The 19,846-nt window shown below is 64.8% G+C and carries 18 protein-coding genes; all 18 read right to left on the bottom strand.

Translation table 11 applies throughout. The features are described 5' to 3' along the window. Positions 1–38: 38 nt before the first annotated feature. The 18 genes from EV688_RS12465 to aceF all read right to left on the bottom strand — a co-directional run bounded on the left by EV688_RS12465 (position 39) and on the right by aceF (position 19,792). Positions 39–1,610: a hypothetical protein gene (locus EV688_RS12465; protein ID WP_131917649.1), complete on the bottom strand. Its 1,572-nt coding sequence runs from the start codon at positions 1,608–1,610 to the stop codon at positions 39–41. 100 nt (positions 1,611–1,710) lie between these two features. Then, positions 1,711–2,160 carry a hypothetical protein gene (locus tag EV688_RS12470; RefSeq protein WP_240624405.1) on the bottom strand — a complete coding sequence of 150 codons (450 nt, stop codon included), beginning with the start codon at positions 2,158–2,160 and terminating at the stop codon, positions 1,711–1,713. 349 nt (positions 2,161–2,509) lie between these two features. Then, the gene (gspD, locus tag EV688_RS12475; protein WP_240624406.1) at positions 2,510–4,828 is read right to left on the bottom strand and encodes a type II secretion system secretin GspD; all 2,319 of its coding nucleotides are present in this window, start codon (positions 4,826–4,828) and stop codon (positions 2,510–2,512) included. A gap of 46 nt (positions 4,829–4,874) precedes the next feature. Continuing rightward, positions 4,875–5,546 carry a type II secretion system protein N gene (locus EV688_RS12480; protein ID WP_117318925.1) on the bottom strand — a complete coding sequence of 224 codons (672 nt, stop codon included), beginning with the start codon at positions 5,544–5,546 and terminating at the stop codon, positions 4,875–4,877. Beyond that, positions 5,543–6,109, bottom strand: coding sequence for a type II secretion system protein GspM (gspM, locus tag EV688_RS12485; protein ID WP_205686680.1), 567 nt, complete (start codon positions 6,107–6,109; stop codon positions 5,543–5,545). Before gspM ends, EV688_RS12480 begins: the two co-directional genes overlap by 4 nt. Beyond that, on the bottom strand, positions 6,106–7,131 hold the full coding sequence (locus EV688_RS12490) for a PilN domain-containing protein (protein ID WP_117318926.1): 1,026 nt from the start codon (positions 7,129–7,131) through the stop codon (positions 6,106–6,108). Before EV688_RS12490 ends, gspM begins: the two co-directional genes overlap by 4 nt. Beyond that, complete coding sequence (locus EV688_RS12495) at positions 7,128–7,925, bottom strand: helix-hairpin-helix domain-containing protein (RefSeq protein WP_165876891.1); 798 nt, start codon at positions 7,923–7,925, stop codon at positions 7,128–7,130. Before EV688_RS12495 ends, EV688_RS12490 begins: the two co-directional genes overlap by 4 nt. Positions 7,926–7,969: 44 nt before the next feature. Then, positions 7,970–8,578 (bottom strand): prepilin-type N-terminal cleavage/methylation domain-containing protein, encoded by a 609-nt coding sequence (locus EV688_RS12500; protein ID WP_117318928.1) that lies wholly within the window; start codon positions 8,576–8,578, stop codon positions 7,970–7,972. Next, a complete protein-coding gene (locus EV688_RS12505; RefSeq protein WP_117318929.1) occupies positions 8,578–8,973 on the bottom strand; it encodes a type II secretion system protein in 396 nt (131 codons plus the stop codon). Before EV688_RS12505 ends, EV688_RS12500 begins: the two co-directional genes overlap by 1 nt. Then, on the bottom strand, positions 8,960–9,469 hold the full coding sequence (locus EV688_RS12510) for a pilus assembly FimT family protein (protein WP_117318930.1): 510 nt from the start codon (positions 9,467–9,469) through the stop codon (positions 8,960–8,962). The genes EV688_RS12505 and EV688_RS12510 overlap by 14 nt, the downstream gene beginning before the upstream one ends. Next, positions 9,444–9,902 carry a type II secretion system major pseudopilin GspG gene (gene gspG / locus EV688_RS12515; protein ID WP_117318931.1) on the bottom strand — a complete coding sequence of 153 codons (459 nt, stop codon included), beginning with the start codon at positions 9,900–9,902 and terminating at the stop codon, positions 9,444–9,446. The genes EV688_RS12510 and gspG overlap by 26 nt, the downstream gene beginning before the upstream one ends. Before the next feature lie 64 nt (positions 9,903–9,966). Next, positions 9,967–11,169: a type II secretion system F family protein gene (locus EV688_RS12520; protein ID WP_117318932.1), complete on the bottom strand. Its 1,203-nt coding sequence runs from the start codon at positions 11,167–11,169 to the stop codon at positions 9,967–9,969. Between the two features lie 11 nt (positions 11,170–11,180). Further along, positions 11,181–12,920, bottom strand: coding sequence for a GspE/PulE family protein (locus EV688_RS12525; RefSeq protein WP_117318933.1), 1,740 nt, complete (start codon positions 12,918–12,920; stop codon positions 11,181–11,183). A 129-nt stretch (positions 12,921–13,049) separates the two neighbouring features. Continuing rightward, positions 13,050–14,678, bottom strand: a complete 1,629-nt coding sequence (locus tag EV688_RS12530) for a long-chain-fatty-acid--CoA ligase (protein WP_117318934.1) — start codon at positions 14,676–14,678, stop codon at positions 13,050–13,052. A gap of 115 nt (positions 14,679–14,793) precedes the next feature. Continuing rightward, on the bottom strand, positions 14,794–15,627 hold the full coding sequence (locus EV688_RS12535; protein WP_205686681.1) for an MBL fold metallo-hydrolase: 834 nt from the start codon (positions 15,625–15,627) through the stop codon (positions 14,794–14,796). A gap of 11 nt (positions 15,628–15,638) precedes the next feature. Then, positions 15,639–16,829 (bottom strand): enoyl-ACP reductase FabV, encoded by a 1,191-nt coding sequence (gene fabV / locus EV688_RS12540; RefSeq protein ID WP_117318935.1) that lies wholly within the window; start codon positions 16,827–16,829, stop codon positions 15,639–15,641. Positions 16,830–16,888: 59 nt separating this feature from the next. After that, positions 16,889–17,920: a hypothetical protein gene (locus EV688_RS12545; protein ID WP_117318936.1), complete on the bottom strand. Its 1,032-nt coding sequence runs from the start codon at positions 17,918–17,920 to the stop codon at positions 16,889–16,891. A gap of 30 nt (positions 17,921–17,950) precedes the next feature. Continuing rightward, the gene (aceF, locus tag EV688_RS12550) at positions 17,951–19,792 is read right to left on the bottom strand and encodes a dihydrolipoyllysine-residue acetyltransferase (RefSeq protein ID WP_117318937.1); all 1,842 of its coding nucleotides are present in this window, start codon (positions 19,790–19,792) and stop codon (positions 17,951–17,953) included. Between the last annotated feature and the right edge of the window lie 54 nt (positions 19,793–19,846).

The following is a 19,846-nucleotide window of genomic DNA, read 5'->3' on the forward strand; positions in this document are numbered from 1 at the left end:
AAAAACTTAAATACTTTTGTACGTCAGTCGCCCACAGGTTATGAAGCCGGAACGTAGCTGTGCTCGATGATGCGACCATAGTTTGAAGCAGGATTAGCTTCGAAACTACGCGCCCATGCGGTAAAGCCTACCATCGGAACCCGACCGCCAGCTTCAACGCTAGCACATGTCATGATGTCACTAGGCTCAAAATCCGGCGAGTTTACATCGTAGCTGGCATTCGGCCAGTCACAGATGCGCTGTGAGGTTTTACGCGGGTCCGACTCTACGACCAGTCGTGCCCAACCGAAGGGCTCATCTGGCGTCGTTACAGAACGAGGCTCAGCAGAACCAAGCACCGGTGAGTTACCCCACTCAATCACGTTGACTTCGCGCGGCAGGATATCCTGCTCGAATTCCGCCGGAGGCGTCGGAGAGACAACCAGATCACCGCTTTCCTGAGTAATCCCGCCCTCTTCGCGGTCATAAACCATGAATGTAGCGCTCAGCGGAATATCACGCCAGTCACAATCATTGATTGCGCAATCCGCATCGGGATCAGTTGAGTCGATCAGAAAATCCGGGTTATCGATAATGGACTGATAGTACTCGGGCAGCTTGAGCATGGTGTACTGGCCGGGCAGCGTAATGACCCAGTCTGTATTGACACCCGCATTTGACGACCATTCGTTAGCGACTGATGCAACACCGAGAACGTCGCCCGAACGCAGCTTGTTGAACAAGCCACGACCCAGATCAACCGGTGAACCACCGTCAAGATCGGGGAAGTTGAAGCCCTGCATGTCACCGATTTCAAAACCACTCTGCTGGTTCGTCATCATGGGGTCGCCAGAGAAATCAGCGAGGTGAACTGCGGAATTGCCCATTTCGATACCGCTTTCGAGATTACGAATGAAATAGGATACTTTCAATGCGTTACCAGAATCGGTGTAAGCGTTGGGACATACCGTGGTGCCGTCCAGGGCAGTACAGATGCCCGTAGAAGCCGTTTGATGTGTACGCGCATTGTTAATCACGCCGCGAGTCGCAAACCCTGGATCACTCGGGCCGTTGGCTGAGTTCCGGAAGAAGTTTGAGCGGACTGCTTCACAGTTTGCCGGTACGCCGGCAGAGTGCTTGGCTGCAACTGCGATCGGCTGGTCTTCGCTGACAGGCTGACCCATCGCGATGATTTCGACGTAACCTTCGTCGGCGCCTTCTTTGTAGATGTCAGGCATAGTCAGGCGGTTGTTGGTGGCCGCAGGAACAACACAGGTGGTGTCTGCGGTGCTGAAGTAGATGTCGCCGTCGTCACCGTCGTCTTTACCGATGAAGCCGGCATAGACATCACGCGGGGACATGACGATGTTCCAGTCAAGCGCGTCCATTGAGTCGCCGCCACGACGCAGGCGGAACTTAACGACCTGAGTAGAGTCGCTGCTGTTCACAACGTGAACGCCGGTAATGAAACCGTCGCGGACTGTGTAGTAAGGAACGATAGCGACGTCGCCGTAGCCATTAGAACCAACGGAAGTGTCAGTTACTGTTGGCGCCGTCTGGGCCTGCGCATAACCTGCAGTAACGGCTGCAACTGCAGCAACGATACCTAAGGGCTTAAAATTGTTTCTCATGAGGAGACTCCTAATGTTTTTTGAACACAACCAAATGGTTAAATGCTAGCGCTATTATTGCTAGCTGCAGCCAGCTGTCAACCCGCTGCCATTGCCACACCTACACACTAAACCACCACTGCCCGTCGACAAATACCCATTTCTCGACTTGCTTTCGCGGTATAGCGCCAAGTGCTGCTGAGGCCGCTGAAGTATGTTTGACGGGTTTGGACATGACCCTTGCCGCCACACTCGCTACAGCTGCATCAGCATCATAGGTAAGGAATTCAACACCTGTCAACTCCCATTCAACCATGTAGGAAAATTTCTTTTCATACAGGCTCTTGGAGAAAACTTCTCTGTAGGCAGGTGAAGTAAATTCATAGGCCGCGCCGAAGTCGCGCTGCTCCAGGGCACGCCAGCGTGATTCGACGCGTTCGAGCAGGCGCGCCTGCTCGGCATCGGTCATGCGTGGTGCACTGGCGCAGCCCGCCAACACCGCTACCAAAAGCACTGTTGCCAGTGCTGAGAAGCGCGCCGCCGTCTTACCCAAGCTACTGTTTTGCATCATCTTTACTGCTCAACCTCTGGTATTCCCGTGGCCCGGTAAAGGCTCTGCATCCTCGCGGCGCTGCTGTGGCCGCCGCACCTGTTAAGTGCATTGGCTGCAGCAAGCGCCTGCTCGACCCCGACCTGCGGGGGCGGCGAGGGTAACATGGCTCCCCGCTTTCGCGGGAGATACCGCCGGTGCTTCCCAGCAACATCTACCGTGCTCACCCTTGATGTCGTCTCAGCGGGGAATTTATTCCCGCGAATCGACTGTTAAAATTACCGTAGATAACCCCCGGTCGGGGCGATTCCGGGACGATCAGGGGGGATTCCCGGGTCTGTCCGCTCTTACCCAGGCCCCTCAAACCGCGTTATTTCACCGGCGCCGGCTGGGAATCGGTATCAATCAGCTCCATAAAGCGGATCTGCGAGCGCATATCCTTGCTCACCTCGCGCAGCTCATCCTCGTTGAAGATGGCCCGGGGCGTGATAATGACCAGAAGCTCTGTGCGGGTATTCTCCCGCGAGCGGGAGCCGAACAGGTTCCCCAGCACCGGAATATCGCGGATCAGTGGCACACCGGAGCCCGCGCGGCTGGCATTTTCCCGAATCAGTCCCCCAAGCACCACAGACTCGGAGGAGCGCACGGCAACGCGGCTGCGTATGGCCCGGTTGAGAAATGTTCGCTGGCCGGTGGCCTCGTCCACGTTGCCGACATCGGTTACCGACTGCTGCACATCCATGGTGATGAGGCCGCCGGCGTTGACCGAGGGCGTCACCACCAGGCTCACGCCCGTGTCGCGGAAGGTGATGTTCTGCACCGAGTTGCCGCCAATGCCGATGGTCTGTCCCTGCAGCACCGGCACCTGGTCACCTACCTGAATTTCCGCGGTATAGTTATCCAGCACCATGATGGAGGGCGTGGAAATGACGTTGAGCAGGGAATCCTGGCTGAGGGCGTTGAGCACGGCAGAAATATCGCCAATGCCGTTGGTGACGGTGTAGCTGAATCCCGGGGAGCGCGCGGTAGGATTGCCTGACTGTCCCGCCAGGGTGCCGCGGCCGTCATAGCCGCCATCAATACCGTTCTTGAACACCCACTCAAGGCCGTAGCGCAGTTCATCGGTGAGGGTGACCTCCATAATGCTGGCCTCGATGATGACCTGGGTGGCCACGGTGTCGAGCTTTTTCAGGGCATCTTCGATAATCTCGTACTGCTGCCCGGTAGCGTAGATCATGAGGGAGTTGTTCACCTCGTCCGCCACCACGCGCACGTCCGCCAGGCTGCGTGTGCCCTGGTCATCGCTTCCGCCCATGTCGGTGGCTGTCATGCCGCCGGCTGCGCCACCTGCCCCCGTGCCGGCGGCGCCTGTATTGTTGCTGCCGCCGCTACGCCGCGACGATGCCCCGCCGCCAATGCCGGAGGCGCCCCCGGCGCTGTTGCTGGCACCGAATCCCGAGGCTGACCCACTGCCGGAACCGAAGCCCCCGCTGCTGCTGGAGCCAGAGCCAAAAGACTCCGGCGACATGCCCGGCGCCACGCCGCGTTCAACGCCCGAACCCCCGGCACTGCGATTGCGATCGACCGCGCCGACCGAGGCCTGCCCCCCGGAACCGCCGGAATAAATGCTGTTCAGCAGCTGCGACAGGCGCTCGGCGGTGGTGTTCTGCACCGGGTAGACGTGCAGGCGCTTCTCGAATTTCTCGTCGGGGCGGATATCAAAGCGCTCAATCCACTCCTTCACCGTGTTGAGGTAATGCTCGCGCGGGGTAATTGCCAGCACGCTGTTGAGGCGCTCCATGGGCAGCACGCGCACCAGGCGGGTAATGTCACCGCCATCACTGCCGGCGGCCGCCAGCAGTTCGTTCACGGCCTGGGTTGTCTCCATCACGCTGGCGTTTTCCAGCGGGAACAAACCCACCGACATGCCTTTCAGCATGTCGACATCGAAGGTGCTGACAATATCCAGCCAGCCCGTGAGCTGGGCCCGGGTGCCCGCCAGCATGATCAGGTTGCGCGCATTGTCGATGCGCACCAGTGACGACGACTCGGCCACGGGCGCAAGGATATCGGCCATGGCCGAGGCGCTGATGTACTGCAGGGGCACAATAATGGTGCTGTAGCCGGCGTATTCATCGGCCGCGCTGGTGACCTGTGGGTCCAGACGCATGGCCTGCTGGGAACCGGTCACCATGTAGCGGCCATCGCGACCGCGTATCAGCAGCGCGTTGTGCGCCTTGAGCAGGGATTCCAGCACGCCGAGCAGCTGATCCCGGGGAATCGGTGTTCGCGTGCGCAGGGTAACTTTGCCCTGTACCGGGTGATCAATCAGGTAATCGAGCTCGAGAATATCCCCCATGACCGCCTGCACGATCTCATCCAGCGGCGCCTGCTCGAAGTTGAGGCTGACATCGTCACCGACGAAGCGCACCGGGTCCGATGGCTCGGGCAGTCGCACCTGGGGGCCGGTTCCCGGGTAGAGTTTGGGCTTGCTGCGCTCGCTGCTTCGCCGCTCCTCCGCCAGGGCCTGCGCGGTCGCCGACAGCTCGCGCTCGGCATCCACCACACGCGCGGTCTCGCTGGCCTCGGAGTCCTCACCGGGCAGCGCCATTTGCGGTTGTTCGCCGCCCCTCGCGGCACAGCCCGCCAGCGCCAGGCACAAGGCCGTGACTAGTGTTTTCTGCAACATGGCTTTCCCAATGGTGTTTATTGCGTTTATCGGCATTCTGTTGTCGTTATCCGCCGCGCCGGCTGGGCCCGCCCAGGGTGAGCTGCGGCTCTTCCTCGTCGGCATCCCCGGCGTTGCCGGCAGACTGCCCGGCGTCGGGCAGTATCACGTCACCGGCGGCGTCCACGGGCAGCGGGATCACCCGCGGCAGGAGTTCGCGCTCATCCCGGGAGCCGCCGCTCACGAACACGGCGCGGTTGGCGGCAATTTCCTGCAGCCGCCAGTCCTGCACGCGATCGCCCACCGCTATACGCTCCTGCTTGCCTTTCACGGCGACAATGGCGCCGCCGGTGCTGCCGCTGCCGAACACGCCGAGCAGGGTAACATCCTTCATTTTCGGGGCGGCCTGCGCATTCTCCGCCGCCGCAGCTTCCGCCGCCGAGCTGGCAATGACGTCTGTCGGGCGCCGCTCGGCCCAGAACAGGGGCCGCGCCTGCACCGCGGCGCTGTCCTTCGCATCCACCCGCTGCGGGCGCGGCACCTCGGCCACCAGCAGGCTGTCCGCCGCCGGCGCCACAGGCGTCACGTTTTCCGCCAGCAGAATACGGGCGCCGGCCCAGACCAGCTGCAGCACCAGTAGGGCCGCAAGCACGATCACCGCCAGCTCGACCCGGCGCTCGCTGCGCAGCGGGTCCGTTGCCACGCCGTAGCGCGCTTTCACGCGACCCAGGGCGCTCATGGCAGCAGTCTCAGGGCCAGCAGCTGTACCACCGCGGTGACTTCCTGCGGCTCCGGCTCGCCGCGCTTGCGCTGGTTGCGCGCGGGAAAGACATCCATGGATTCCACCAGCAGCATGGGGCGGAATGCCGACACGCCGATCAGGGCCGCATCCAGCGCAGCGATGCCGCCGTTGGCGGTGAGCTTGATGGCAATGAGATCGAAGTCCTCGTCCTTGCGCGTCGGCATGACCTGGCTGTTAGTCACGCCAAGGCCGGCCTCGGCAAAGATCTGGCGCACGTCAGCCTGCAGGGTGGCGGCGACGGTATTGGCATCTTCGGTGGCGGGGTAGCCCAATTCGGCAAGTCGCGCACCTACCTGCCCGGCGGATGTGCGCAGGGCCGCCTCGTTGTCAATCAGCCCCTGCAGCCGGGCGATGCGCGGCTTCAGGTCGTCAATGCGGCCCTGGGCCTCGAAGCGCAGGCCGAGCAGGCCGAACAACAGATTGAGATAGAGGCCGAGGGGTACCAGCAGGGTAAGCCCGATGATAATGGCGCTACGGCGATGGTTGCGCAGCCAGATCACGAGTCTGCCTTGCCGGCGAGCCGGATGTCGAGGTAGAACTGTTCGAGATCGGTATTGCCCACGCGCACAATCGCCTGGGGTGCCGTAACCTCGCTGTAGGCGGGCTCGGACGACAGCCGCTGCATGACGGCGGCGGCATCGCTGGACCGGCCGCGCAGGCGAATCACGTCACCGCGCACCGCCATATGCGCGGCATAGGCATCGTCATCGAGCAGGCGGGTCAGGCGCGCCAGCTCGACGTGGGGATTGGGATAGCTGGCGACAATGTCGCGCGCGGCCTGTATCTGCTGATTGGCCTGCGCCAGACTGGCGCGCAATTCGGCGGCGCTGGCGGCCTCGCGGCCGGTGGCCTCGGCCAGTGCCTCCAGTCGGCCCAGCTCCATCTGCTTGGCGCCGCCGGCAAGCCCCGCAATCAGCAGCAGCAGGCCGGCGGCAACACCGGCCTTGATGCCGGCCCGGATCAGCCGCGAGCGGTAGCGGGATTCCCGCTGTGCCTCGCCAAAGCCCTGCAGCACCACCATGCCCGCCTCGGTATAGCCCCAGACTTCCCTCGCCTGCGGGTCATGGATGTCGTGCTGTTTGCCGAGCCAGGCCATGATGGCGCTGCGCGAGGCAATGAGCAGATCCACCCGCAGCTGCGTCTCCGTGCGATCGCGCACGCGCCAGCCGGACGCGGTGTCGCCATGGCTGAAGGGGCTGTTGGCATTCACCTCCAGGGCAATCACCGAGGCCAGCTCGCTCTCCGCCGCCAGCGGCAGCGTGAGCGTCTTGTTCAGCAGCAGGTCTTCCGGCAGGCAGATGGCGCGGCAGGGGTCGGCGGGCAGTGATACCTCGCCCTTTATTTCCCGGCCGGAGTGGTAGACTGCCTGCTGGCCATCGCGCTCGGTGAGAACAACTTCATCCAGACGCTGGCGCAGCGGTGAATCATTGCCCCAGAGCAGATCGCGCCAGGCCGCCAGCCAGTGCTGGCCAACCTGGCGGGTGTCGTAACCGAACAGCACCCATTGCTGGTCGCGGTTCACGGTGCGTTGCCCACCACCCGGGCGATCTCGGTGCGCTCGGTGCGCCAGGGCAGGCGGGAATCCATGGCGGACTGGCTGGCAACCCAGCGCCGGCGCAGCCATTGCCGACCGCCCACGTCAACGATGGCGTCGACGCGGAAGCGGGTGGCAGAGCGGGCAGCCTGGGGCGTGCGTGCGCCGGGGAGCGCCGAGGTTTCGAGACTGCCGCTGTTCCAGCCTGATCCGGGTGCCAGGGCGCTGAGCTGCCGCAGCCTTTCCTGCGGCGCCGCGTTGGCCATGCCGCCGCCCTGCCCTGCGCTGATGAAATGCCGCACGGCATCCAGTCGCGTTCGTGTCATGCCCTCTACCCGCAACACATCTTCCACCACGTCAAATCGTCCGCCACCGCGGTTTCCACCGCCCCGATTGGAGCGCCACTCTACCATATTGACCGCCAGCTGAACGGCCTCGTCGCGCGGCAGACCGGCCGCTTCGCTCCACAATTGCGCAAGCAGGGCCTGGGGCGCGCTGTTCACATCCACCAGTGCCTGGGCGGGCAGCGCCATCACGCGCACCTCGGCCTCGCCGAAGCGGTAACGGCCAAAGGGCAGGCCCTCCATGGCGCCGCCGTCGGCACCGGGAGATTCCTGCAGCTGCGCCATCAGAAGATGGATGGCGCCGTCTCCCGCCGCCTCTGCCTGCGCGCGGAACAGATGCAGCTGCGCCAGCTGAATATCCACCCGCGCCTGGGACACAATGCCAGCCACCAGCAGCGACATGCCGGCGATGAACCACACGACGATCGCCAGTGCCACGCCGCGCTGCCGCACAGGCGTCCGAATACCGGGCCGCCCGCTTCTCACCGCGCCACCTGCATCACCAGGTCGGGCCAGTAGCGGTCGGCGGCGCGGAGTCGCAGTCGCACCCAGCCGGGGGCGCCGGCGCCGTCCCAGTCGCTGCGCCACTCCTCGCCCGGCTCACGCCGGTAGGCCACGGTAAATTCCTGCAGGCCTGGGACTAACGTGCGCGAGGGCGCATTATTCCAGTCGTCCAGCTCGCCGTAACGGTTCTGCTCCTGCCAGCGCAGCACCAGTTCGCCGCCCTCGTCGGCGACGCGCACCACGTAGCTGCCGCCAAAACCTTCGCCGAACAGCACCACGGCTTTCCACATCAGCGCGTTGGGCCCGACCTCGAAGATGGTCTGTTCCCCCCTGCCGCCACCGAGCGTAAGGCCACCGCTGTCGCTGCCGGTGACCGCGGAATTCAGGGTGTCGCGCAGGAAGCTGCTGACCGAGCGCATTTCATCCACCCGGCCAGTGAGTCGCTCTATCGCCACCTGAGTGTTGCCCAGCGTACGCAGGCCCGTCACGGTGGCGAGCATCACCAGGGTGAGAATGGTCAGCGCCACCATCACCTCCACCAGCGTGAAGCCCCGGAGGCGGCCTCGGGCTGCAGACAGGCCTCGCATCAGCGCCGAACCTGATCCGGGGGCGCGCCTTCGACAATGGAATTGAGGGTGACTTCCCGGGTGCGGCCACCGTCGGTCCAGCTCACGCCCACCTCGATTTCCTGCAGCAGGCCGGGCGGCAGACGCGAGTCCCTCGCCCGGGCCAGCGGACGGGCATCCACGCGCCAGACAAAGCCGCCGGCGGTCTCGCCGCGGCGCTGCTCGCCGTTGGCCGACACAATGGCGCTGTCGGCCAGCAGCGAACGGGCGAGCTCAACGGCATAGGCGTAGCGTTCGTCCACGCGGACATTGCGGGTGGCGCCGCTGGCGGCCTGATACAGGGCGCCGAGGGCCAGACCGAGAATGGCGATGGCGACCAGCATCTCCAGCAGGGAGAAGCCGCTAGCGCGTCTCATGCGTCACCCGCCCCACCAGCCAGTCGACGTCAATGCTCACGCGACCGCTGCCGGGGTTGTCGATATCCAGGCCACCGCCGCTGGAGCCGCCCTCGGGGTAGAAACGGATGACACCGGCGTCCTGCCGGTTCACCTCCGCGGCGCCGTGTACGGTGAGCGCCAGGTCTCCCGGCATTTCGCGCACGGTGCTGTTCAGGGTGAGCGTACGGCGGCGCGGGTCAATCACCACGTCCTGGGCGACACCCTGGGTTACCGCCTGCTGTCGGGCGGAGGACAGGAGCGTGATGGTGTCGCGCACCGCCTGCCGGGTCTGCATGCTGTCGTAGAAGCGCATTGACGCCGGCACCGCCACCGCCAGCACCAGGCCGGCGATCGCCATCACCACCATCAGCTCGACCAGCGAGAACCCGGCCTTGTGCGTTGGGCGGCCACCATCGGGCAAGGCGCCGCTGGCGTCGCGCCCAGCGCCACTACTGCCAGTTGCCGACGTCGGCATCCTCACCCTCCCCGCCGGGAGCGCCGTCCTGGCCGTAGGTGTAGATATCCACCTCGGCACGCTCGCCCGGGTACTTGTAGTGGTAGTCACGCTTCCACGGGTCCTGCGGCACATCGGACTTCAGGTAGGGACCGTTCCAGCCCGAGGCACTGCCGGGCTTGCGCACCAGCGCTTCCAGACCCTCATCGGTGGAGGGGTAGCGACCGACGTCCAGCTTGTACATCTCCAGCGACTGCTCCAGGTCACGGATCTGGATACGCGCCGTCTTGGTCTTGGCGCCGCCAAGCTGGTTCAGCACCTGCGGGCCCACCAGGCTCATGAGCAGGCCGAGAATGGCCAGAACGACCAATAGCTCCATCAGGGTGAAGCCGCGCTGGCGGCGCCGGCTGCCTTCGGGTCGTGACCAAATAGTGCGGGAGTGTCGTGCTTGCATGCGTGAATCCTTGGTTGTTGTCTCGTGCAGCGGCCCGGTGGTGGCGCTGCGTTATGGGGTCAGCCTACATGGCGAGGTCATTCACCGACAGGATGCCCATCAGAATGGAAATGATGATGATCGCGATCACGAAGCCCATGAACAGAATCAGCACTGGCTCGAGCAGCGTGAGGCTGCGCTTGACGCCGGACTGAACGTGGTCGTCGAACACCCGCGCCAGCTCCAGCATCATGGTATCGAGACTGCCGGATTCCTCGCCAACCCGGGTCATCTGTATCACCATGGGCGTGAACAGCTTCGTTTCGTCCAGCGCGATGGACATGCGCTTGCCAGCCTTCACCGCCGGCGGCAGCACCTGCAGGGCCTGTTTCACCGTGCAATTGTCCACGGTATCAATGGCGATGGAAATCGCCTGTAACAGAGACACCCCGTTGCTCAGCAACGTTCCCACGGTGCGCGCGAATTTCGCCACTTCGAATTCGAACACGATATTGCCCATGATCGGGAGTGTCAGCATGCGCTGATGGATGGCGCGGGTGCCGGCCTCTGTTCGGGCCCAGCGCCGGATGCCAATGCCCGCGCCAATGATCAGCACCAGAAGCAGCACGCCCCAGCGCTGCACGATGTCGGCGCCGGCGATCACCATGCGGGTCAGCGGCGGCAGGGCGTCGCCCATGTCGTCGAACAGGGTCTCGAACTGAGGCACCACAAAGCCAAGCATCACCACAATGGACAGCACCGCCACCACCAGCAGAATCGCCGGATAGATGAGCGCCGACACAACGCTGTCGCGGTTGGCCTTGGCGCTCTCGAGATAGGCCACGAGCCGATCGAGCACCGAACCGAGCTGACCGCTGGCCTCGCCCGAGCGCACCATGTTGATATAGAAGTTGCCGAACAGATCGGCGTGCGGCGCAAGGCCGGTGCTCAGAGGCTTGCCGCCCTTCACCGCCTTCAGCAGGTCCTGCAGCAGCGCCTGCATGGCCGGCACCGAGGCCATGTCGATGAGTACCTTGAGCGCACGATCCAGCGGCAGGCCGGCGCGCAGCAGCACCGCGAGTTCCGAGGTCATGGACAGGATATCCTGGCGTCCCGGCGGCTTGCCCTGGCGCTTGCTGACCACAGCGCCACTGCCCGCCTCCAGCTTGAGCAGCGTGAGACCCTGGGCGCGCAGCTGGCGCTGGGCCATTTCCAGCGCATCGGCCTCGATGGTGCCGTCCAGGCTCTTGCCGTCGCGACCGAGGGCCCGATAGTAGAACTGCGCCATGCGGGGCTACCTCAGGCCAGGGCCGACTGCGCGGCAGCCGCCATAACCGGCTCCATGGCCTCGTCGCCGCTCTGATCCTGGGTGACCCGCATCACCTCCTCCAGCGAGGTTTCCCCCAGCACCACCTTGCGCAGGCCGTCTTCATACAGGGTAATCATGCCCTGCCGCCGCGCCGCGGTGTGCAGCTGGGTGGCGTCGGCGCCACCCATGATCACGTCGTGCATGTCGCTGTCGAGCATGAACAGTTCATGGATGGCGGTACGGCCGATGTAGCCGGTCTGCAGGCAGTGGTCGCAGCCCTTCGCCTGGTACACGCTGCGCTGCCCCGCCGGCAGGAAGCGCTTCAGGCCGTAGCGGGCGATGGCCGTGTCGCCAAGCTCCACCGATTCCTTGCAGCTGCTGCACAGCGTGCGCACCAGGCGCTGGGCGAGCACGCCGTTCACCGAGGAAGTGATCAGGTAGCGCTCAACGCCCATGTCCTCGAGCCGGGTAATGGCGCCGGCGGCGGTGTTGGTGTGCAGGGTGGACAACACCAGGTGGCCGGTGAGCGCCGACTGCACGCCGATCTGCGCCGTCTCGGTGTCGCGCATCTCGCCGATCATGATGATGTCCGGGTCCTGGCGCAGGATGGAACGCAGCGCACGGGCGAAGGTGAGCTCGATCTGCGCCTGCACCTGGATCTGGTTGATGCCGTTCAGCTGGTACTCCACCGGGTCTTCCACGGTGATGATCTTCAGGCGCTGGGAATCGATGGACGCCAGCGAGGCGTAGAGCGTGGTGGTCTTGCCCGAGCCCGTGGGGCCGGTCACCAGCAACACACCGTGGGGCCGGGTGAGCAGGCTCTGGTAGCGCTCCAGGGTATCGGCGGAGAAGCCCATGTCCGACAGGCTGAGGCGGATGCTCTCGCGGTCCAGCACGCGCATGACAATGCTCTCGCCGTGCACGGTGGGAATGGTCGATACACGCAGGTCAAGCTCGTGGCCCTTTACCCGGGTCATGATGCGCCCGTCCTGGGGCAGACGGCGCTCGGCGATGTTCATGTGCGACAGCAGCTTGATGCGCGAGGCGATGGCCGGCGCCAGCGAGGGGGGCGGCGGGTCTGCATACTCCTGGAGCACGCCGTCGACCCGGTAGCGCAGGTGCAGCCCGTCCTCGAAGGGCTCGACGTGAATGTCCGAGGCACCCATGTCCAGCGCACGGTGGATCACCTGGTTCACCAGGCGGATGACCGGAGCCTCGCTGGCCAGGTCGCGCAGGTGCTCGATGAACTCGTCATCGCTCTGGCCGGCAAACTGGTCCGCAATGTCCTCGCGCTCCTCATCGTCTTCCTGGCCGCGCAGGTAGCGCTCCAGGGCGCGGGCGATGTCGGTTTCCAGGCCCAGGGCGATATCCACCGGCCTGTCCAGCGCCATGGCCAGCGCGCGGGCGGCGAACCGGTCCTGGGGCACCGCCGCGGCAAAGCGCACGCCACCCTCTGTCACCGCCACCGGCACCACGGCATTGCTGGCGAGGAAGTCCGCGGCCACGGCATCGAGGTGCAGGGGCTCCTCGGGATAATCGGCGGCCGTCAGCAGCGGAATGTCCAGCTGCTCACTCAGGGCCTGGGCAAAATCCAGCTCCGACACCAGGCCGAGCTTCACCAGCACGCGGCCGAAAAGATCGCCCATTTCGGCCTGCGCCAGCAGCGCCCGTTCGACGTCGCGCTCGGAAAGCTTGCCCTGTGCAATCAGCCATTCGCCGATTTTCTTCATGCCGGTGCCCGTGAATTGCCTGTGTCAGCCTTCGCTGCCGGTATCGCCACTGCTGTCGATCGTGACGGCACGTATGGCGGCCCCTTTACTGTAGACGTGCGGGCCGCCGAATGATTCATTCTACGCGCTTCACTCCTCGAAGGCGTAATCCCTGAAATGGTCGCGCAGGTCCACCTTCTGGATCTTGCCGGTGGCGCCATGGGGCAGTTCGTCGATGAACTCCACCGCATCCGGCGTCCACCACTTGGCGATCTTGCCGTCAAACCAGGCCAGCATCTCCTCCGGGGTCAGGTCGGCGCCGTCCTGCGCCTTCACCACCACCAGCAGCGGTCGCTCGGACCACTTGGGGTGGTAGCGGCCGATCACCGCCGCCTCGGCGACCTTCGGGTGATCGGTGGCCACGTTCTCGATCTCGATGGAGGAAATCCACTCGCCGCCGGACTTGATCACGTCCTTGGTGCGATCGGTAATCGCCATGTAGCCCTTGGGGTCGATAGTGGCAACGTCACCGGTCTCGAACCAGCCGTCGTCGGTGTGGGCGTCGGTGCGGTCGAGTTTGAAGTAACCCGAGCAGATCCACGGCCCGCGCACCATCAGCGAGCCATAGGCCTCGCCGTCCCAGGGCAACGCCTTGCCATCGTCGTCGATGATCTTCATTTCCACCCCGAAGATGGGCTTGCCCGCCTTCTGCCGCAGCTTCGCGAACGACTCCGGCGAATGCTTCTCGCGCTCGTGATAGCTGGCGTTGGCGCTGCCCAACGGGCTCATCTCGGTCATGCCCCAGCCGACGCGGGTCTCCACGCCGTGCTTGTCGAACGCCTCCATGATGGACAGCGGACAGGCCGCGCCGCCGACAATGATCTGCTTGAGCGAATCGACGCTCTTGCCGGACTGCTTCAGGTAGTTGAGCAGGTTCAGCCACACCGTGGGCACGCCCGCGGAGCGTGTGACCTTTTCCTCGTTGATCAGAGTTGCCAGCGTCTCGCCATCGCCCATTCGGTTGCCCGGGAAGACGATTTTCGCGCCGACCATGGGCGCGCCGTAGGGCGTGCCCCAGGCATTGACGTGGAACATGGGCACGATGGGCAGCACCGAGTCGTGGTGGGCAAGCCCCAGTGCATCCGGCATCAGCGTGGCGTAGGCGTGCAGCAGGGTGGAGCGGTGCGAGTAGAGCACGCCCTTGGGGTTGCCGGTGGTGCCGGAGGTGTAGCACAGCGCGCAGGCCTGGTTCTCGTCGATTTCCGGCCAGTCGAAGTCGTCGGAATGGCTGTGCACCAGGCGCTCGTAGCATAGCACGTTGTGCAGCTTCGTCTCGGGCATGTGTTCCTCGCTGGTCATGACCACCCAGTGCTCAATGCCGGGACACTTGTCGGCAATCGCCTCCACCAGCGGCATGAAGTCGGGATCGACGAAGAGCACCTTGTCCTCGGCGTGATTGATGATGTAGACAATCTGCTCCGGAAACAGCCGCGGATTGATGGTGTGGCAGACAAAGCCGCTGCAGGCCGAGGCGTAATACACCTCGAAGTGGCGATAGTCGTTCCAGGCCAACGTCGCCACGCTGTTGCCGGATTCCAGCGGCCAGGCGGCGAGGGCGTTGGCCAGCTGACGGGTGCGGCGGAAGGCGTCCCGGTAGGTATAGCGGTGGCGCGGGTTGTCGCGGGTGACCGAGACGATCTCGCTGTCACCGTGCACGCTGTCGGCGTGCTTCATGATTGACGTGATCGTCAGGGGAAAATCCATCATCAGGCCGTTCATGTGTCGCTCCTTTTAGAGGTATTCGCAGAGGTCTTCGCGTTATTCCGTTTACGTTGCCTTGTGGACTTCGGTTTGTCGGTGCTTACCGGTGCGGAGACAGGCCCCGGATTCTGCATCAGGCACTGGGCTCCCAGATGCGTCCGTCATCGCTGCCTGTGGCCCGGCGCTCCGCCGCCAGCTTGATCAGGTGCGCCATCATGGACAGCTGCGCCCAGGGGTGCAGCGACGGATCGACATCGTCGTAAACCACTTTGACCAGCGCATCCAGGTCACAGCGTCCCAGCTTTTTCAGGCCGGCAAGGACCCGGGACTCGCGCATCTGGCGGTGACGCACCAGGCGCGTGATCTCGCGCTCGCTGTCCTCGATCACGCTGCCATGACCGGGGGCAATCCGCGCCAGGGGATACTGCAACAGCCGCTGCAGCGAGTCGATATAGGCCGCCATGTCGCCACCCGGCGGAATGATGACCACCGTCGAGCCCTGCATGATGTGATCGCCAGCAAACAGCACGCCCTCGGACTCCAGCAGAAAACAGTAATGATTGCTGACATGGCCCGGCGTGTGGATGGCCAGCAGCGACAGTTCGGCGGTCTGCAGGCGGTGTTCGTGCGTGAGTACCGTGGTTGGCGTGAAGGTGTCGTCCTGATGGCTGTCATTTGCGGGCAGCGCGCCATACACCGGCGCCCCGGTAGCCTCGGCCACCGCCTGCCAGGCCGGTGAGTGATCAGGATGGGTGTGGGTGCAGGCAATGGCGCGAATTCTGTCCTTGCCGGCCGCCAGAATAGCGTCGATATGCGCCGGCAGTGCCGGCCCCGGATCGACAACCACCACCTCGTCGTGACCCAGCAGATACGTATTGGTGCCGGGGCCGGTCATTGGCCCGGGATTCGGCGCCACCAGGCGGCGCACCAGCGGGGTGATCTGCTCCGGGATGCCCGGCTCGAGCATGGGCCTGCGTCCTAAACGAGTTGGGGTATCGGCACGACCGGGTCGACATCGGCATCGTAGTCAACGCCGTCCACCTCGAAGCCGAACAGCTGCAGGAACTCCCGGCGGTAACCGGCAAAATCCGACAGCTCATGCAGATTTTCGGTGGACACCTGCTGCCAGAGCCCGGCGACCTCGGCCTGCACGGCCGGGTCCAGCTCCTTCCCATCCATGCGCAGACGCCCCTCGTCATCCAGCTCGGGATGATCGCCATACAGAGCCTGCCGGAACAGGCCGTCGATCTGCTCGATACAGCCCTCGTGGACACCGCGCGCCTTCATGACCTTGAACAGCAGGGCCAGATAGATGGGCATGGCGGGAATGGCCGCACTGGCCTGGGTGACCACCGCCTTGAGCACGGACACCCGGGCATCACCGCCCTTCTCCGCCAGGCGCTCGCGCAGGCTGAGCACGCGCCGGTCGAGGTCCTTCTTGGCGGCACCGATGGTGCCGTGCCAGTAAATATCCCAGGTGATCTTCTCGCCGATATAGGTGTATGCCGTGGTCTTGCAGCCGTCGGCCAGAACGCCGGCCTCGTCGAGCGCCTCGATCCAGAACTGCCAGTCCTCGCCGCCCATGACGGCGACCGTGTTGTCGATCTCTTCCTGGGTGGCCGCCTCCAGGTGATAGTCCTGAATGGCTTCCTTGTCGGTGTTCACGCCCTTCTGCACCGTGTCCTTGCCGATGGGCTTGAGGGTAGAGGTATGCACAACGCCGGTCCGGGGATGCTGACGCCGCGGCGAGGCCAGGCTGTAGACCACGAGGTCAACCTGGCCCATGTGTGCCTTGATCTCCTCGATTGCCCGGGCCTTGACCTCGTCGCTGAAGGCATCGCCATTGATACTGCGCGCATACAGGCCCGCCACCTCTGCCTCGGCGTGGAAGGCGGCGCTGTTGTACCAGCCCGCTGAGCCCGGCTTGCGCTCGCTGCCCTCTTTTTCGAAGAAGATACCCAGAGTGTCGGCGCCGCCGCCGAATGCCGCGGTAATGCGTGAGGCCAGGCCATAGCCGGTGGAAGCACCGATCACCAGCACGCGCTTCGGCGCATCGGGAATGGGCCCCTGCGCCACAACATGGGCGATCTGCGCCTTGACGTTGGCGGCACAGCCGACGGGGTGTGTGGTGGTACACAGGAAACCGCGAACGCGGGGTTTTATGACCATGATGTGTGTTCCTGCCGGGTCGAAAAAACAGAGCCAGAGTCTATCACAGCCTTGTGGGGTCAGGTCCCCACGACGGGTCCCGCCTGTGTCGCGCCGTGCAGGTCCCCCGCGATGGAGCTGACAGCCCGGCTGCCGTCTAGCCGGTACAGGATATCCACCCGGCCAGGCAGGGACTCAAGGCAGTGGCGCGTGAGTCGCTCGTAGTGCTGGATGAATCTGGCGAGTTGCGGTTCTGACATGATGCCGGTCCCGTTACCGGTCCCTTCGCCTGCGCCGCTGCGTGCCAGCGAGAGCTTCTGCTCCTGCTCGAGGCGCCAGCGGTAGACGCAATCGACGTCCGGAGCGCAGAGCATGACCCAGAGGTCGATCTGCCGGTAGAGCGGGAGGAAGTCTGCGGCCAGCACCGCGTTGATGTGGCGACGCCAGCTGCCGTCGGGGTCTTCGGTGGCTTCCAGCGCGTTGAGCGGTGGCTCGACCACGCTCACGGGCCGTGCGCCGAGGCACCACCCTTCCAGCAGGATAATGTCGACGGGGCCGCTTATCCGATCCCACTGTGCGGCCGGGAATCGGTCATCGGCCCCCTTGTCGAACCGGGGAATCGCCACGCTATCCCTTTTGCCATCGTCCGCGTTCACGCGCGCCGCCTGACTCGCCGTGCCGTCATCACCCCGAGTCTGATCCCGCCCCACCGCCTGCAGGGCCTGCAGGGTACGCCGGAGCAGCGGCATGTCATGGGTCCCGGGAACACCACGGGTAACGAGCAGGGGATGCACCTCAGCGGCGAGGCTGCGTCGCGCCTCAAGGGTGAGATAGAAGTCGTCCAGTGAGAGCGCGACGGTGTTGCAGCCGTCGTGGGCCGCAAGGCGCGTCGCGAGGTAATCACACAGCGTGCTTTTGCCTGACCCCTGACAGCCGTTGACGCCGACCAGCAGAGGATGCGCGCTCACCGCGGCCAAGTCGCGCAGGCGCAGCGCCAGCGGATCAAACCAGCGCGCTGCGCTGTCCAGATAAGCTACCGGGAGCTGCTGGCGCTTGAGAAAGTCGCGCTGCCAGGGCGCGAGCGACGCATCGGCAGCGGATTCCTCAGCCATCGACAGCCGCGCGCGGCGCCGGCAGGGCCATTACATCACCAGCCGACGGATATCGCTGATCAGCGCGGTGAGCGTGGTCATGAAGCGACCGGCGTCGCCGCCATTGATGACGCGGTGATCGTAGGACAGCGTGAGCGGCAGCAGCGTGCGCGGCTGGAAGGCCTCGCCGTCCCAGACCGGCTTCACCGCCGCGCGACTGACGCCGAGTATGCCCACCTCCGGCGCATTGATGATCGGTGTGAAGCCGTTGCCACCGATGCCGCCCAGACTGGAGACAGTAAAGCAGCCACCGCGCATCTCGTCCGGCTTGAGCTTGCGCTCGCGGGCCTTCTCGGCCAGCTCCAGAATCTCTGCCGACAGCTCCCACAGCGACTTCCGGTCCACATCGCGGATTACGGGGACCATCAGGCCGGCCGGAGTATCCACCGCCATGCCGATGTGGAAATACTTCTTGTAGGCCAGGCTTTTGCCGCCGTCGGTGAGTGAAGCGTTGAACTTCGGATGCTCCCGCAGGGCAACCGCGCAGGCCTTGATCAGGAAGGGCATCGGCGTCAGCCGCGTGCCGCGTCGCTCGGCCTCGGTCTTCATCGACTGGCGGAAGGCCTCCAGCTCGGTAATGTCGGCATCGTCGAAGTGGGTGACGTGCGGCAGGTTCAGCCAGCTGCGCTGCATGTTGACCGCGGTGAGCAGGTCGAGCTTGCCGCGCGTCTCGATCTCCACCTCGCCGAAAGCGGAGAAATCCACCTCGGGTATGGGCGGAATGCCGGCGCCGTCGGTCGCTGCCGGCAGGGCGCCGGCCTGGCTCTTGCGGGTTTTCTGGGCGTAGGTGTGCAGGTCTTCCTTGAGCACGCGCCCGCGCGGCCCGGAGCCGGTGACCTTGTCCAGCGGAATAGCGAACTCCCGGGCCAGCTTGCGCACCGCAGGTCCGGCGTAGACATTGGCACCGGCGTCATCCGCCTTGCCCGCTTCGGTCGCGCTGCCTCCCTGCGTCGCGCTGCTGCCCTGCCCCGCCGGGCGCTCTGCGCCTGACGGCTTCGCGGCGCCGCTGTCCGTCCCTGCTGCGGTGGCTTTTGTCGTACCGCCATCGGCGGCCGCTGCCTTGCCTTCCGCCGACCGGCCATCTGCCGCCGCGGATTCCGTGTCCTTGCCCGCGGCACCGTCGGCTTCCTGGGCCGCAGAATCCGCACCGGCCACCTCGATGACGGCGACATCGTCACCCTCGGAGAGCTGATCGCCCTCCTTCACCAGCAGCTCGACCACCTTGCCGGCGACGCTTGCCGGGACTTCCATTGACGCCTTGTCCGATTCGAGAACCACGAGGCCGCCGTCAACGTCGATGGCATCACCCACCGCCACCAGCAGCTCGACCACCTCTGCCGCCTCGGCACCGCCGATATCCGGCACGCGCACGGTCTGTCGCGAGCGGGTGCCCGCTTCCGCGGTGTCCGCACCGTCTTTCCTGTCCCCCTCTGCGCTGGCGTCGTCTGCCGCGCTGGCAGCGCTGTCTGTGCGCGGCTCATCGGCGGCATCGGCAGCCTCCGACGGCGCATCCGCATCGCCGGATGATGATTCGGTATCCTTCCCGGTCGAGGCGTCGGCATCTGCCTCTGCCGCGTCATCGCCGGCATCCCCGCCCGCGGTCTCGACCAGTGCAACCTCGTCGCCCTCGGCGAGCTCGTCGCCTTCCTTGACGAGCACCTCCAGCACCTTGCCCGCCACAGTGGAGGGAATTTCCATGGATGCCTTGTCCGACTCCAGCACGATCAGCCCGTCATCGACCGCAATGGTGTCGCCCACGGCGACCAGCAATTCGACGACTTCCGCCGCTTCCGCGCCGCCGATGTCCGGTACCAGTACTTTCTCTTTTGCCACCTGTCAGTCCTCGTTATCGTCTGCGTTGCGCCCGCGGTGCTGTCACGCGGGGCG

It is taken from the genome of Chromatocurvus halotolerans, assembly GCF_004340525.1.
GTDB classification, from domain to species: Bacteria; Pseudomonadota; Gammaproteobacteria; order Pseudomonadales; family Halieaceae; genus Chromatocurvus; species Chromatocurvus halotolerans.

Coding starts and splice junctions, on each gene's coding strand:
- EV688_RS12465 (WP_131917649.1), bottom strand. CDS start 1,610: ATGAGAAACAATTTTAAGCCCTTAGGTATCGTTGCTGCAGTTGCAGCC.
- EV688_RS12470 (WP_240624405.1), bottom strand. CDS start 2,160: ATGATGCAAAACAGTAGCTTGGGTAAGACGGCGGCGCGCTTCTCAGCA.
- gspD (WP_240624406.1), bottom strand. CDS start 4,828: ATGTTGCAGAAAACACTAGTCACGGCCTTGTGCCTGGCGCTGGCGGGC.
- EV688_RS12480 (WP_117318925.1), bottom strand. CDS start 5,546: ATGAGCGCCCTGGGTCGCGTGAAAGCGCGCTACGGCGTGGCAACGGAC.
- EV688_RS12500 (WP_117318928.1), bottom strand. CDS start 8,578: ATGCGAGGCCTGTCTGCAGCCCGAGGCCGCCTCCGGGGCTTCACGCTG.
- EV688_RS12505 (WP_117318929.1), bottom strand. CDS start 8,973: ATGAGACGCGCTAGCGGCTTCTCCCTGCTGGAGATGCTGGTCGCCATC.
- EV688_RS12510 (WP_117318930.1), bottom strand. CDS start 9,469: ATGCCGACGTCGGCAACTGGCAGTAGTGGCGCTGGGCGCGACGCCAGC.
- gspG (WP_117318931.1), bottom strand. CDS start 9,902: ATGCAAGCACGACACTCCCGCACTATTTGGTCACGACCCGAAGGCAGC.
- EV688_RS12520 (WP_117318932.1), bottom strand. CDS start 11,169: ATGGCGCAGTTCTACTATCGGGCCCTCGGTCGCGACGGCAAGAGCCTG.
- EV688_RS12525 (WP_117318933.1), bottom strand. CDS start 12,920: ATGAAGAAAATCGGCGAATGGCTGATTGCACAGGGCAAGCTTTCCGAG.
- EV688_RS12530 (WP_117318934.1), bottom strand. CDS start 14,678: ATGAACGGCCTGATGATGGATTTTCCCCTGACGATCACGTCAATCATG.
- EV688_RS12535 (WP_205686681.1), bottom strand. CDS start 15,627: ATGCTCGAGCCGGGCATCCCGGAGCAGATCACCCCGCTGGTGCGCCGC.
- fabV (WP_117318935.1), bottom strand. CDS start 16,829: ATGGTCATAAAACCCCGCGTTCGCGGTTTCCTGTGTACCACCACACAC.
- EV688_RS12545 (WP_117318936.1), bottom strand. CDS start 17,920: ATGGCTGAGGAATCCGCTGCCGATGCGTCGCTCGCGCCCTGGCAGCGC.